Annotated in this window: 9 protein-coding genes and 1 pseudogene; 9 read left to right on the forward strand and 1 reads right to left on the reverse strand. The window is 73.5% G+C overall.

Features of this window, described 5'->3' with window-relative positions; genetic code table 11:
• The 5 genes and pseudogenes from AB0I41_RS30400 (at nt 1) to AB0I41_RS30420 (ending at nt 7945) form a co-directional block, all read left to right on the forward strand.
• A complete protein-coding gene (locus AB0I41_RS30400) occupies nt 1–3489 on the forward strand; it encodes an SDR family NAD(P)-dependent oxidoreductase (RefSeq protein WP_357114024.1) in 3489 nt (1162 codons plus the stop codon).
• A 5-nt stretch (nt 3490–3494) separates the two neighbouring features.
• Nucleotides 3495–4829: pseudogene (locus AB0I41_RS30405) on the forward strand (beta-ketoacyl synthase N-terminal-like domain-containing protein); the annotation flags it as partial.
• A 53-nt stretch (nt 4830–4882) separates the two neighbouring features.
• On the forward strand, nt 4883–5473 hold the full coding sequence (locus AB0I41_RS30410) for a flavin reductase family protein (RefSeq protein ID WP_357114025.1): 591 nt from the start codon (nt 4883–4885) through the stop codon (nt 5471–5473).
• Nucleotides 5474–5725: 252 nt separating this feature from the next.
• Nucleotides 5726–7009 carry an LLM class flavin-dependent oxidoreductase gene (locus AB0I41_RS30415; RefSeq protein ID WP_357114026.1) on the forward strand — a complete coding sequence of 428 codons (1284 nt, stop codon included), beginning with the start codon at nt 5726–5728 and terminating at the stop codon, nt 7007–7009.
• A 162-nt stretch (nt 7010–7171) separates the two neighbouring features.
• A complete protein-coding gene (locus AB0I41_RS30420) occupies nt 7172–7945 on the forward strand; it encodes an alpha/beta fold hydrolase (protein WP_357114027.1) in 774 nt (257 codons plus the stop codon).
• Nucleotides 7946–8496: 551 nt separating this feature from the next.
• Here the strand turns inward: AB0I41_RS30420 and AB0I41_RS30425 are convergent.
• Nucleotides 8497–9273: a TetR/AcrR family transcriptional regulator gene (locus AB0I41_RS30425; protein ID WP_357114028.1), complete on the reverse strand. Its 777-nt coding sequence runs from the start codon at nt 9271–9273 to the stop codon at nt 8497–8499.
• A 282-nt stretch (nt 9274–9555) separates the two neighbouring features.
• Between AB0I41_RS30425 and AB0I41_RS30430 the strand changes: the two genes are divergently transcribed.
• The 4 genes from AB0I41_RS30430 (at nt 9556) to AB0I41_RS30445 (ending at nt 13768) form a co-directional block, all read left to right on the forward strand.
• Nucleotides 9556–10788: a cytochrome P450 gene (locus AB0I41_RS30430; RefSeq protein WP_357114029.1), complete on the forward strand. Its 1233-nt coding sequence runs from the start codon at nt 9556–9558 to the stop codon at nt 10786–10788.
• A gap of 17 nt (nt 10789–10805) precedes the next feature.
• A complete protein-coding gene (locus AB0I41_RS30435) occupies nt 10806–11036 on the forward strand; it encodes a ferredoxin (protein ID WP_357114030.1) in 231 nt (76 codons plus the stop codon).
• A gap of 132 nt (nt 11037–11168) precedes the next feature.
• Nucleotides 11169–12362, forward strand: coding sequence for a DUF993 family protein (locus tag AB0I41_RS30440; protein WP_357114031.1), 1194 nt, complete (start codon nt 11169–11171; stop codon nt 12360–12362).
• The gene (locus AB0I41_RS30445; RefSeq protein ID WP_357114032.1) at nt 12359–13768 is read left to right on the forward strand and encodes an FAD-dependent monooxygenase; all 1410 of its coding nucleotides are present in this window, start codon (nt 12359–12361) and stop codon (nt 13766–13768) included. The genes AB0I41_RS30440 and AB0I41_RS30445 overlap by 4 nt, the downstream gene beginning before the upstream one ends.
• Nucleotides 13769–13805: the final 37 nt, after the last annotated feature.

Raw genomic sequence — 13805 nt, forward strand, 5'->3', positions numbered from 1 at the left:
GTGGACATTGCCGCTGTCAATGGTCCCCGGTCGGTGGTCGTTTCCGGTCCGGAAGCCGCCGTGCTGGCGCTGGCCGAGCAGTTCACCGCGCAGGGCCGCAAGACGACCCGGCTGCGGGTCAGTCACGCCTTCCACAGCGGTCTGATGGATCCGATGCTGGAGGAGTTCCGGGCCGTGGCCGCGGAGCTGACCTACGCCGAGCCGCAGCTTCCGGTCGTGTCGAACCTGACCGGAGCGCTGGCGAGCGCCGAGCTGACCGACCCGGACTACTGGGTGCGGCACGTCCGCGAGGCCGTGCGCTTCGCCGACGGCATCACCGCCCTGCACCAGGCCGGCGCGACCACGTTCCTGGAACTCGGCCCGGACGCCGCCCTCACCCCGATGATCGAGGGCGTCGTCACCGACACCGTCGTCGCGCCGGCCCAGCGCCGGGACCGGCCCGAGGTGACGCAGTTGCTCGACGCCCTGGCCCGGCTGCACGTCACCGGCACCCCGGTCCGGTGGCCGGGGATCCTCGGCGGCGGCGACCGTGTCGACCTGCCCACGTACCCGTTCGAGAAGCGGCACCTGTGGTTGAACGCCCCGAAGACCCGGGCCGGGGACGCCACCGGGCACGGCCAGCGCGACGCCGAGCACCCGCTGCTCAGCGCCGTCATGGTGGCACCGCAGGGCGGCGGGGTCGTCCTCACCGGCCGGCTCGCCCTCGACACCCACGCCTGGCTGGCCGACCACAACGTGATGGGCATGGGGCTGCTGCCCGGCACCGGCTTCGTCGAGCTGGCCCTGCGGGCCGCCGAGGAGGTCGGCTGCGACGTGGTCGAGGAACTGATCATCGAGCAGCTGATGCCGCTGCCCGACCACGGGGGCGCGGCCGTCCAGGTCGTGGTGGGGGAGCCGGACGCCGGGAACCGGCGGACCATCGCCATCTGGTCCCGCTTCGACGACGCGCCGCCGGAGGTGGGCTGGACCCGGCACGTCACCGGCTGGCTCGCCACCGAGAACGCGCCGCCGGTCACCCCGGAGGAGTTCGACGTCGGTGTCGGCCAGTGGCCGCCGGCCGGCGCCCAGCCGGTCGACATCAGCGGCGTCTACGACTACCTCACCGCGCAGGGCTACCACTTCGGACCGATGTTCCGCGGACTGCGCGCCGTCTGGCTGCGGGGCCGGGACCTCTTCGTCGAGGTGGCGCTCCCCGACGAGGCCCGGCAGGACGCGGCCGCGTACCGGCTGCACCCGTCGCTGCTCGACGCCGCGCTCAGCGCCACCGACTTCCTCGGCGGACGCAAGCCGCAGGACATCGGCGCCGGCCAGCTGCCGTTCTCCTGGACCGGGGTACGGCTGCACTCCGGCGGCCGCAGCCGCCTGCGGGTACGCATCAACTGGACCAACTCCGACGAGACCGCCGGATCCGAGGCGGTCCGCCTCGACCTGGCCGACACCGCCGGCACCCCGGTCGCCACCGTCGAGTCGCTGGTCGTCCGGCCGGTCACCGCGGACCGGCTGGTGGCCGCCGGAGCGGCGATGACCGGCACCCGCCACCTCGACTCGGTGTTCCGGGTCGACTGGCCCCAGCTGCCGCTCGGCGAGGCCGCCGAGGCGGTACCCGGGCGGTGGGCCGTGCTCGGCGACGAGGTCGACCTCGGCCGCGCGGACGTGCCCGTGTACCCGGACCTCGCGGCCCTGGCCGCGGCGGCCGCGACGGACGGCGTACCCGACGTGGTGTTCCTGCCTGTGGAGCCGGCGGACGGCGAGGTGCCCGAGGCGGTCCGCGACGGCCTGGCCACGGTGCTGGAGACCATCCGGGCCTGGCTCGCCGACGAACGGTTCGTCGCCACCCGGCTGGTGGTGCTGACCTGGTTCGCGGCGGACGACGACAGCGGGCACCTCGACCTGACCGTCGCCCCGGTCTGGGGCCTGCTGCGCGCCGCCCAGGCCGAGAACCCGGACCGGCTGATGCTGGTCGACCTCGACTCCGACGAGGCCGGCCTGCGGATGCTGCCGGCCGTGGTCACCCTGCCCGAACCGGAGGTCGCCGTACGCGGCAACCAGGTGAAGGTGCCCCGGCTGGCCCCCGTCCCGGTGCCCACCGAGCTGCCCCCGTCGCCGTGGCGGCCCGACGGCACGGTGCTGGTCACCGGCGGCACCACCGGGCTCGGCGCGCTGGTCGCCCGGCACCTGGTCGGCACCCACGGCGTGCGGCACCTGGCCCTGGTCAGCCGGCGCGGCCCGGACACCCCGGGCGCGGCGCAACTGCGCGACGAGCTGACCGGGCTCGGCGCCGAGGTGACCGTCGCCGCCTGCGACGTCACCGACCCGAAGGCCCTCGCGGCGCTGGTCGACGGGCTGCCGCAGCCGCTGGCCGCCGTGGTGCACGCCGCCGCCGTGCTCGACGACGCGCTGTTCACCTCGCTCACCCCCGACCGGCTCGACGCGGTGCTCCGGCCCAAGGTGGACGCCGCCTGGGCGCTGCACGAGCTGACCGAGGAGCGGGAGCTGAGCGCCTTCGTCCTGTTCTCCTCGGTGGCCGGCCTGCTCGACCCCGCCGGCCAGGGCAACTACGCGGCGGCGAACAGCTTCCTCGACGCGCTCGCCCGGCACCGGCGGTCGGCGGGGCTGCCCGCCACCTCGCTGGTCTGGAACCTCTGGGGCGAGGGCGCCGGCCTGGCCGGCGGCACCGACCCCGCGGTCACCCGCCGGCTCGCCGCGATGGGCATGCCGGTGCTGTCGCCCGCCGACGGGCTCGCCCTGCTCGACCAGGCGATGCGGGCCGACGAGCCGGTGCTGGTGCCGCTGCGGCCCGACCCGACCGGCACCGAGATCCCGGCCAAGCTGCGCGACGTCACCCGCGCCGCCGCCGGCCGCCGGCCCGCCCCGGCGGCGACCCCGGCCACGACCGCCGAGTCGCCGGCCGCCCAGGTGGACGAGCGCAGCCTCGTCCAGCGGCTCGCCGCGCTGCCCGAGGAGGGCCGGCAGCGGATGCTGCTGGACCTGGTCCGCGGCCACGTCGCCGCCGTCCGGCACGCCGAACCGGGCGAGATCGACGTCCACCGGGGTTTCACCGAGCTCGGCCTGGACTCGCTGGCCGCGATCGAGCTGCGCAACCGGCTCAGCGCGGCGACCGGGCTGCGGCTCGCCGCCACACTGATGTTCGACCACCCCACCCCGGCCGAGGTGGCCCGGCTGCTCCGCGAGGAACTCGCCGAGGAGGTGCCCGTCGGGCCGTCGGCCGACGCCCCCGCCGGGCCGGACGTGACCGACGCGCCGGACGAGGACGACGTACGGCGCCGGCTGGCCACCATCCCGCTGGACGCGCTGCGCGAGGCGGGCCTGCTCGACGCCCTGCTACGGCTCACCGCGCCGGGCGTCGAACCCCCGCCCACCGCGGCGCCCGCCGCCGCCGACCGCAGCGAGGAGATCCGGAACATGGCCGTGGACGACCTGGTCCGCGCGGCCCTCGGCGGCGCCGACCCGAACGGGACGCTCTCGTGAGCGGGGTGGACACCGACCAGATCGTCGCGGCGCTGCGGACCTCGCTGCTGGAGAACGACCGGCTGCGGCAGGAGAACGCCCGCCTGGCCCAGCTCGCCGACGAGCCGATCGCCATCGTCGGGATGGCCTGCCGGCTGCCCGGCGGGGTGGACTCCCCGGAGAGCTACTGGGAGCTGCTGGCGCAGGGGCGGGACGCGGTCACCCCGTTTCCCACCGACCGCGGCTGGGACACCGACGCCCTGTACGACCCGGAGCCCGGCCGCCCCGGCCGGACCGTCACCCGGGAGGGCGCCTTCCTGCACGACGCCGCCGAATTCGACGCCGACCTGTTCGGCATCTCCCCGCGCGAGGCCCGCGACATCGACCCGCAGCAGCGGGTGATCCTGGAGACCGCCTGGGAGGCCCTGGAGCACGCCCGGATCGACCCGCTCTCGCTCAAGGAGAGCCGCACCGGCGTGTACTGCGGGGTGATGTACCACGACTACGACGGCGCGGACGGCGGCGGCAGCATCACCAGCGGCCGGATCTCCTACACGCTGGGCCTGCAGGGGCCGTCCGTCTCGCTCGACACCGCCTGCTCCTCCTCGCTGGTCGCGCTGAACCTGGCCGGGCACGCGCTGCGCTCCGGGGAGTGCACCCTCGCGCTGGCCGGCGGCATCACGGTGATGTCCACCCCGGAGACCTTCGTCTACTTCAGCTCCCAGCGCGGGCTCGCCCCGGACGGCCGGTGCAAGTCGTTCGCCGCCGCCGCCGCCGGCACCGGCTGGGGGGAGGGCAGCGGCCTGCTGGTGCTGGAACGGCTCTCCGACGCGCGCCGCAACGGCCGGCGCATCCTGGCGGTGATCCGGGGCGCGGCGGTGAACTCCGACGGCGCGTCCAGCGGCATCACGGTGCCGAACGGGCCCGCCCAGCAGCGGGTGATCCGGCAGGCCCTCGACAGCGCCGGGCTGCGACCGGCCGACGTGGACGCCGTGGAGGCGCACGGCACCGGCACCCGGCTCGGCGACCCGATCGAGGCCCAGGCGCTGCTGGCGACGTACGGGCGGGACCGGGCGGGGGAGCCGCTCTGGCTCGGGTCGGTCAAGTCCAACCTCGGGCACACCCAGGCCGCCGCCGGGGTCGCCGGGGTGATCAAGATGGTGCTCGCCATGCGGCACGGGCTGCTCCCCGCCACGCTGCACGTCGACGCGCCCACCCCGCAGGTCGACTGGTCGGCCGGGCGGGTGGAACTGCTGACCGGGGCCCGGCCCTGGCCGGAGACCGGCCGGCCGCGCCGGGCCGCCGTGTCGTCCTTCGGCATCAGCGGCACCAACGCACACGTGATCCTCGAAGAGGCGCCGTCCGAGGGCGGGGACGCCCCCGCGCCGGCGCCGGGCTGACGGGCGGGAGAGCGATGACATCGCGTACGGGAACCACGGCGGGCCGGGTCGACCCCGGCGCCTTCCGGCACGTCCTCGGGCTCTTCTGCACCGGGGTCACCATCATCACCGCCGCCGCCGACGGGGTACGCCCGGTCGGTTTCACCTGCCAGTCGTTCGTCTCGCTCTCCCTGGACCCGCCGCTGGTCTCCTTCTCGGTGTCCCGCACCTCCCGCTCCTGGCCGCTGATCCGCGACCGGGGCGCGTTCGGGGTGAACATCCTGACCGCCGAGCAGGAGGGGCTGTGTCGGACCTTCGCCAGCCGCGCCACGGACAAGTTCACCGGGGTGGACTGGACACCCGGGCCGGTGACCGGGTCGCCCCGGCTGCCCGGCTCACTGGCCTGGGTGGAGTGCACCGTCGAGGCGGAGTACCCGGGCGGGGACCACGTCATCGCCGTCGGCCGGGTACGCGACCTGGAGGTGGTCGACGGTGAGGCCGACCCGCTGCTGTTCTTCCTCGCCGGCTTCCGCCGTCCCGCCCCGGCCGTCCCGCCGGCCCCCGCCGTACCCGGGTCCGTGCTGGCCGCCGGCAGCCCCGCGCCCGCCGTCCCGGGCACCCCCTAGGCCGCGCCGGCCGACCCCTGAACGGGCCCCGTCGGCCCCCTGATTACCACCTCCGCCAGGCCGGATCCGGCGCCCGCGGCCCTAGGGTCGAGGCAGCCATCGACGGGCCTCGGCGCGGCGAGCACCAGCGACGCCGGTCGTACCCGTGGTCGACGGCCCGCGCCCGGTACCGGCGACCGCTCGGCCTCCGCTACCGTGCCCGGCCGCGCGCGTCATGGCCACCGGGCAGCTTCTCGTCACGCGGAGGAACGCATGCGCTTCGGCTTGACCTATCACCACCAACTTCCCCGGCCGTGGGCCGAGGACAGCGAGGAACGCCTGTTCCAGGAGGCGCTGGAGCAGATCGAGCTGGCCGACCGGCTCGGCTTCGACTACGCCTGGGGGACGGAACACCACTTCTTCGAGGAGTACTCGCACTCCTCGGCGCCGGAGGTGTTCCTCGCCGCCGCCGCGGCCCGGACCAAGAACATCCGGCTCGCGCACGGCATCATCCACATGCCGCCCGCGGTGAACCACCCGGTGCGGATCGCCGAGCGGCTGGCCATGCTGGACCTGATCTCCGGCGGCCGGGCCGACTTCGGCTCCGGCCAGGGCAGCTCGCAGCTGGAGGTGGGCGCCTTCGGCATCGAGCTGGCGGACAAGCAGGAGCAGTGGCACGAGGCGCTCGAGGTGGTCATCCGGATGATGACCGAGACCCCGTTCACCGGGCACAAGGGCAAGTGGGTCGACGTGCCCGTCCGCAACGTCATCCCCAAGCCGAAGCAGAAGCCCCACCCGCCGCTGTGGCGGGCCTGCACCCGCCGGGAGAGCATCCAGGAGGCGGCCCGCGAGGGCATGGGCGCGCTCGCCTTCTCCTTCGTCAACCCGGAGGAGGCCGAGGAGTGGGTCGCGGCCTACTACCGGACGCTGGAGTCGGAGGAGTGCGTCCCGATCGGTCAGGCGGTCAATGCCAACGTCGCCATGGTGCTGCCGTTCATGTGCCACGAGGACGAGGAGGTCGCCCTCGACCGGGGACTGGAGGGCGCGTACTTCTTCTCGTACGCGCTGATGCACTACTACATCACCGGTCAGCACCAGCCGGGCGTGACCGACATCTGGCAGAGCTTCCAGGACGCCCGGGAGAGCATGGGCTTCACCCGGGACGCGATCGTGCCGGACGAGAAGGACCTGCAGTCGCCGGAGCGGCAGGCCATGATGGACCAGGTCGGGCAGCTGCGCCGGGGCATCGGCACCCCGGAGCAGATCGCCGACATCATCCGCCGGTACGAGGCGGTCGGCGTCGACCAGATCATCTTCTCGGTGCAGATCGGCAAGAACAAGCACGAGCACATCATGGAGTCGCTGGAGCTGTTCGCCCGCGAGGTGATGCCGGAGTTCGTCGACCGCCGGGAGGCCCGCGAGGCCGCCAAGCGGGACCGGCTCGACATCGCCGTCAAGGCGGCCCTCGGCCGGGTCAAGCGGCAGACCAAGGACGTCTCCGACTTCACCGTCCCCCCGGAGATGTCGCTGTACGGCGACGACGAGGACGACGACTGACCCACCCCTGCATCCGACCGACCCGACGGCCGCCGCGGTCCGTACCACCGGACCCGGCGGCTGCCGTGTCCCCGGCCGGGTCGCCCCCGGCCCGGCCGGCGGCGGCCGGGCCGCTCCTGACGCGCCGGCCGTGCCGGCGCACCGACGCGAAGGATCGACGAGATGGCCGCACCCACGGACAACGGCGCCTGGATCCGGCGCTTCCACCCCGCCCCCGACGCCCCCACCCGGCTGGTCTGCTTCGCCCACGCCGGTGGCTCCGCGTCGTACTTCTATCCGGTGTCGCAGGCGCTGAGCCCCACCCTCGACGTGCTGGCGGTGCAGTACCCGGGCCGGCAGGACCGGCGCGCCGAGCCGGCCATCGAGGACGTGTCCCGGCTCGTCGACGCGCTCGTCGACGAGGTGGCGGTCTGGGCGGACCGGCCGGTGGCGCTGTTCGGGCACAGCCTGGGCGCGACTGTGGCGTTCGAGGTGGCCCGCCGGCTCCAGGCGCGCGGGACCGACGTGTCGGCGCTCTTCGCCTCCGGCCGGCGGGCGCCGTCGCGGCACCGCCCGGCCTGGGTGCACGAGGGCGACGACGACGCGCTGATCAGCGAGATGATGAAGCTGGAGGGCACCGACGCCCAGATGCTCACCGACCCCGAGCTGGTCCGGATGATCCTGCCGGCGCTGCGCGCCGACTACAAGGCCGCCGAGACCTACCGGTACCAGCCGGGGCCGCCGCTGACCTGCCCGGTGTACGCGCTGACCGGCGACGCCGACCCGCAGGTCGACGTGCCGGACGCGGACAGTTGGCGGGAACACACCACCGGCCCGTTCGAGCTGCACGTCTTCCCTGGCGGGCACTTCTACCTCAACCGGCACGCCGCCCGGGTCATGGCGCTGATCCGCCGGCACGCGGTGGCCGGGGTGGCGGCCGGCAACGCCCGCGCCTGACGCCGGCCGGACGCCCGCCGGGTACGGCCCTGCCGGGTACGGCCCTGCCGGGTACGGCCCCGTCGGGCCCGCGAGGCCCGCGGCGACCGATCGGGTCGGGCACGGGGAGCCGCGCTGGCCGGCGGGGTGGTGGTGGCCGCGGACGCTGTGGAGCTGATGTCGTGGGCGACTCACGCTGCCGCCGGCGGGGCAGGGTGTCGTGGTCGGCTCCTTTGGAGCTGATGTCATGGACGACTCACTCCGTCGCCGGCGGGGTGGTGGTGTCGCGGACGCTGTGGAGCTGATGTCGTGGGCGACTCAGGTCTGCGCTGGCCGGGCAGCGGCGGTTGGTCCGCGACCCGAGGCGCCGCGGCGACCCAGTGCCGACGGTGCCGCTCGGGGGCGGCAGGGCGTGGGTGAGCGCGGTCGGCGTCGCACTGAGTCGTTCACGACATCAGCTCCACAGCGACGGAACACGGTGTGTGTCCGCCGGCGGACCGGGACGAGCCGGCGGACCGGGACGAGCCGGCGGACCGGGACGAGCCGGCGGGGCGGGACGAGCCGGCGGAGCGTCAGACCTCTCCGTCGCGCGCGCTCGCGGCGCGCTGCTCGACCAGGGCGCCGACACCGTCGAGGATGCGCTCCAGGCCGAAGACGAACTCGTCGTCCGGCCCGGAAGGGTTGTCCAGCACGCCGGCGTCGATCACCGCGGTGAACGCCGGGAAGCGATCCGGCCCGGCGAGCTTGCGGACCAGTTGACCGTAGGAGGACATCGCGGCCAGCTCGTCGGGAGCCTTGGACATGAACGAGGCCTGCACGTCGGCGGAGACCGTGGCGTCGTTGCGGCAGAAACCGCTCAGCAACATGATCACCGACAGCTTCTCGCCCTCGCCCAGCGCGGTGCCGCCCAGGCACTCCAGCCCCCGCTCCAGCCAGATGATCTGGTTGGGGGTGACCGGCGGGCCGAGGGTGGGGATGTGCAGCGCCCAGGTGTGCTTGCGCAGGATGGCGTGCTGCTCCCAGGTCCACCGGGCCAGCCCGGCACGCCACCCCTCGTCGGGCGAGTCCGGCCCGGACGGCGGGGTCTGGTAGATCGCGTCCATCATGAGCTGGAGCAGCTCGTCCTTGGCCGACAGGTAGCGGTACAGGGACATGGTCGAGGCGCCCAGATCCGACGCCACCCGGCTCATCGACACCGCCGACAGGCCCTCCGACGCGGCGATGGCGACCGCCGCGTCGACGATGCGTGGAAGGCTCAGCGCGCGCTTGGGGCCCTTGTTCGGTCGGTCCCGCAAACCCCAGGCGTCGCCGATGTATCCCGGCAGCCCCGGATCAATGTTTCCGCCCATCGACTCCACTTTCCCTCGAGACGCCCGGCCACGGTCATCTGCCCCTCGCCGCTGCCCGCCGCTGCGGTTCAGGGTATGCCGCCGCCCGAACGATGTCTGCACGGGATTGGGAACCGGACCGTCGGTGCCGTGACAGTAACCGTTTCGTACCGTCCCGTGGTGTCTGCATAGGGGGCGCATCGCCGACCTTAGGGGGTGCGGAACCTGTCCGGCGTGCCGGCGCGCTGCTTGAATCGAGCCGATCGATTCCCCGCCGCCCCCTCAGAGAGAGGCGTCGCAGCGATGACCGAAACAGCCGATGCCGTGACCACCGGTACCGAGCGCCCGGATTTTCCGCTGGACCGGCGCCGGTGCCCACTCGCCGTGCCACAGGAATACGAGCGGATGCGCGAGGAGAACCCACTCGCCCCGGTGACCAACCGGATGACCGGTAAGCCCGTCTGGGCATTGACCCGCTACCGGGACGTACGCCAGGTGCTCGGCGACCCGTCGATGAGCTCGAATGCCCGTAATCCCGCCTATCCGGCGCAGTTTCACGTGCCGGAGGAGATGCTGCCGTACATCGCCTTCCCGTTCCCGGCGATGGACCCGCCGGAGCACACGGTCCGTCGGCGAATGGTGATCCCCGAATTCACCGCCGCGCGTATCAACAAGCTGCGGCCGCGGATGCAGCAGATCGTCGACACGCAGATCGACCAGATGCTGGCCAAGGGTGGCCCGCTCGACCTGATGGCCGAGCTGGCGCTGCCGGTGCCGGCGCTGCTGTTCTGCGAGATGCTCGGCGTCGATCCGGTTCATATCGGCTATTTCCGCCGCTACGCCGAGACCACCACCGGCCGTGACTCCACCCAGGAGGCGGTGGCCGGCGCGATCGCCGAGATGGACGAGTTCCTCGACGAGCTGATCACCGAGAAGACCAAGAACCCGGGCGACGACCTGCTCAGCAGGATCGCGGCCCGGCTGCCCGACGAGCCCACCCTCGAGCACGAGGACCTGGTCGCCATCGCCCGGGTGTTGGTCATCGCCGGCTCCGACACCACCGCCAACGTCGTCTCCCTCGGCACCGTGGTACTGCTGGAGCACCCCGAGCAGCTCGCCGAGCTCAAGGCCGACCCCTCGCTCTGGCCGGGCGCGGTCGAGGAGCTGCTGCGCTTCCTCAGCATCCTCGACTCGGCCACCGTGCGGGTGGCCACCCACGACGTCGAGGTCAGCGGCGGCGCGATCCGCCAGGGCGAGGGGGTGCTCGCGCTCAACGGCGCGGCGAACTGGGACCCGGAGCGTTTCCCGGAACCGGAGAAGTTCGACATCCACCGCAACGCCGAAGGGCACCTGGCCTTCAGTTACGGCAACCACATGTGCCCCGGCGCGAACCTGGCCAGGATGCAGCTCGAAACCGTCTTCCGTACGCTTTTCGACCGCATTCCGGACCTGCGGCTGGCCGCCGACGTCGACAAACTGTCGTACATGTTCGACGCGCACGCCTACGGGTTGCACGAACTGCCCGTCACCTGGTGAGCGACGGGTCGCCGACAATGCGCGTCGAGGTCGACCGGGAAACCTGCGTCGGTTCCGGCAACTGCGTGTTCTTCGCGCCCGCCGTGTTCGACCAGGACGACCGCGACGGTCGCGTGGTCGTACTGGTGGAATCGCCGGAACCGGTGCTGCGCGCGGCGACCCGTACGGCCGCGCTGAACTGTCCGGTCGGCGCCATCTCGGTCGATCTGACCAATTCCGGCAGCCCGCCGGTCCGGCCCGCCCCCTAGGGGCGCGGTCGGGCCGGCGGAAGCCGTTCAGGGGTTGCCCCGGAATTAGGGGGTCGCCGCTATGGAACCGCACTCCCGCGAGTCGCTTCAATTGTGCCGACTCGATCCAGACGACGGTTCGGAGCAGAAAAAATGATCAAGCTTCCGGAGTCGGACGGCACGCTGACCGTCTACCACCCGACCCAGGCGCCGCGCGTGGTGCAGCCCGCCGACCCCTCCCCGTTCCGGACCCGATCCGTGCTGGCCACCGCGCACGTGCTGGGTGACCCGCTGGCCGACAACGAACCCTTCGGCCCGCCCGGCGGGTCGCCGCCCCCGCAGTCGCTGGACTGGGAGGCGACCCTGGCCTTCCGCCGGCACCTGTGGTCGTACGGCTTCACGCTCTGCGAGGGGATGGACACCGCGCACCGCGGCATGGGGCTGGACTGGCCCCGCGCCGCGGAGCTGATCCGCCGCTGCGGCGCCGAGGCCCGGGCGGTCGGCGGCCGGATGGCCGCCGCCGTCCTCACCGACCAGCTGGAGCCGTTCGCCCCGGTCACCCTCGCCGAGGTCCAGGCGGCCTACGAGGAGCAGCTGGCCGTGGTCGAGGAAGCCGGCGCGCAGCCGGTGATCATGTGCAGCCCGCACCTGAACGTCGCCGTCCGCGGCCCCGAGGACTTCGCCACCGTGTACGGCAACCTGCTGCGCCAGTCGAGCCAGCCGGCGATCCTGCACTGGATCACCTCCGAGTGGGACCCGCGCAACTCCGAGTACTTCGGCTACGAGGAGCCCGACGACGCGTACGACGCGCTGATCGCCATCGTCCGGGACAACCTGGACAAGGTCGACGGCGTCAAGATCGGACCGGCGTCGCTGGCCCGGCAGGTCGAGTGGCGCAAGCGGCTGCCCGAGGGCGTCAAGTTCTACACCAGCGACACCACCGAGTACCCGGAGATGTTCGTCGGCGACGGGTCCGGGCACAGCCACGCGCTCACCCCGGTCATCGACGCGGTCGTCCCGATCGCCGCCGAGGCGTTCCGGGCGCTGGACGCCGGCGACGACAGCCGGGCCCGCGAGCTGCTGGACGAGACGCTGCCGCTCAACCGGCACCTGTTCAGCGGCGAGGGCCGCAGCATCTTCTTCTTCAAGACCGGAGTGGTCTTCCTCGGCTGGCTGGCCGGGCACCACGACCACTTCCGGATGGTCTGGGGCGAGCAGTCGGCCCGCTCGATGCCGCACCTGGCCGCCGCGTACCGGCTCGCCGACACCCTCGGCGCGCTGCCGGACCCGGAGCTCGCCGAGCGGCGGATGAAGCTCTTCCTCGCCACCTCGGGGATCGAGCAGTGAGCCGGGCCGTCGTCCTCGGCGGCGGCCTCGCCGGGATGCTCGCCGCCGCCGCGCTGGCCCGCGCCGTCGACGAGGTCACCGTCGTCGAACGGGACCAGCTCCCCACCGAGCCGCAGCCCCGCCGGGGGCTGCCGCAGGGCCACCACAGCCACATCCTCATGCGCGGCGGCGTCGAGGCGATCGACCAGCTGCTCCCCGGCACCACCGACCTGCTGTACGCCGCCGGCGCCAAGCGCCGCGGCCTGCCCTCCGGCGCGCTGGCCCGCGGGCCGGAGGGTTGGATGGAACGACTGGACACCGACGCGTACCTGCTGCTGTGCAGCCGGGAACTGCTCGACCACGTGGTCCGCGAGCAGGTGCTGCGTGACCGGCGGGTCACCGTGCGGGAGGGCACCCGGGCCACCGGGCTGGTCGGCGACGCCGACCGGGTCACCGGCGTGCGGATCGAGCAACGCGGCGCGGAGAGCACCCTCGACGCCGACCTGGTGGTCGACGCCACCGGCCGCGCCACCAGCGCCGGGAAGTGGCTGGTCGACCTGGGCCTGGCCGAGGTCCGCGAGGACGTGGTGGACGCCGGCATCGTCTACGTCAGCCGCTGGTTCACCGCGCCGCCCGGCACCCGCGACGACTTCCCCGGCGTCATGATCCAGATGCAGCCGGGCACCGGCCGGCCCGGCCAGGGCGCCGGGCTGCTGCCGATGGAGAACGGCCGGTGGATCCTCAGCCTCTTCGGCAGCCGGGGCGGCGAGCCCCCCACCGACGAGGAGGGCTTCCAGCAGTTCGCTCGCGAACGGCACCACCCGATCATCGCGGACCTGATCGCCCAGGCCCGGCCGGACGGGCCGATCCGCGCCTACCGGAGCATCCCGGACCAGCGGCGGCGCTTCGAGAAGCTGCCCGTGCCGGAGGGCTTCCTGGTGATCGGCGACGCCGCCCAGGCGCTGAACCCGGTGCACGGCACCGGCATGTCGGTCGCCGCGCAGTGCGCGCTGGCGCTGCGTACCGAGCTGGACGCCCGGGGGCTGCGCCCCGCCTTCTCCCGCACCGTGCAGGCCGCGATCGCGAAGATCAACCAGGGGGCCTGGCAGATCGCCGTCAACACCGACCAGGGGCTGCCGAACGTGAAGGCCAACGTGCCGCTGCGCGGCGGCGCGTTCGCCAACAAGATGGCCGCCCGGGTCGCCCGGACCGGCTGCGGCAACCGCATGGTGATCAACACCGTGTTCAACGTCGCGTCGCTCTGCGCCCCGATGACCCGGATGGCATCGCCCGCCTTCCTCTGGGCGGTGCTGCGCGGCCCCCGTACGCCGGCCCTCACCGCCGAGCAGGCCATCGCGCAGTTCCCCGAGTTCGGCGACCTCGTCAAGGTCGACGCGGCGCCCCGGTCCACGGCCAGCCCGGCCTGACCATGTACGACCCGCACACGGCTCACCTCGCGATCGG

This window comes from Micromonospora sp. NPDC050200 (genome assembly GCF_040656135.1).
Taxonomy (GTDB): domain Bacteria; phylum Actinomycetota; class Actinomycetes; order Mycobacteriales; family Micromonosporaceae; genus Micromonospora.

Coding starts and splice junctions, on each gene's coding strand:
- AB0I41_RS30440 (WP_357114031.1), top strand. CDS start 11,169: ATGATCAAGCTTCCGGAGTCGGACGGCACGCTGACCGTCTACCACCCG.
- AB0I41_RS30420 (WP_357114027.1), top strand. CDS start 7,172: ATGGCCGCACCCACGGACAACGGCGCCTGGATCCGGCGCTTCCACCCC.
- AB0I41_RS30435 (WP_357114030.1), top strand. CDS start 10,806: ATGCGCGTCGAGGTCGACCGGGAAACCTGCGTCGGTTCCGGCAACTGC.
- AB0I41_RS30425 (WP_357114028.1), bottom strand. CDS start 9,273: ATGGGCGGAAACATTGATCCGGGGCTGCCGGGATACATCGGCGACGCC.
- AB0I41_RS30410 (WP_357114025.1), top strand. CDS start 4,883: ATGACATCGCGTACGGGAACCACGGCGGGCCGGGTCGACCCCGGCGCC.
- AB0I41_RS30415 (WP_357114026.1), top strand. CDS start 5,726: ATGCGCTTCGGCTTGACCTATCACCACCAACTTCCCCGGCCGTGGGCC.
- AB0I41_RS30430 (WP_357114029.1), top strand. CDS start 9,556: ATGACCGAAACAGCCGATGCCGTGACCACCGGTACCGAGCGCCCGGAT.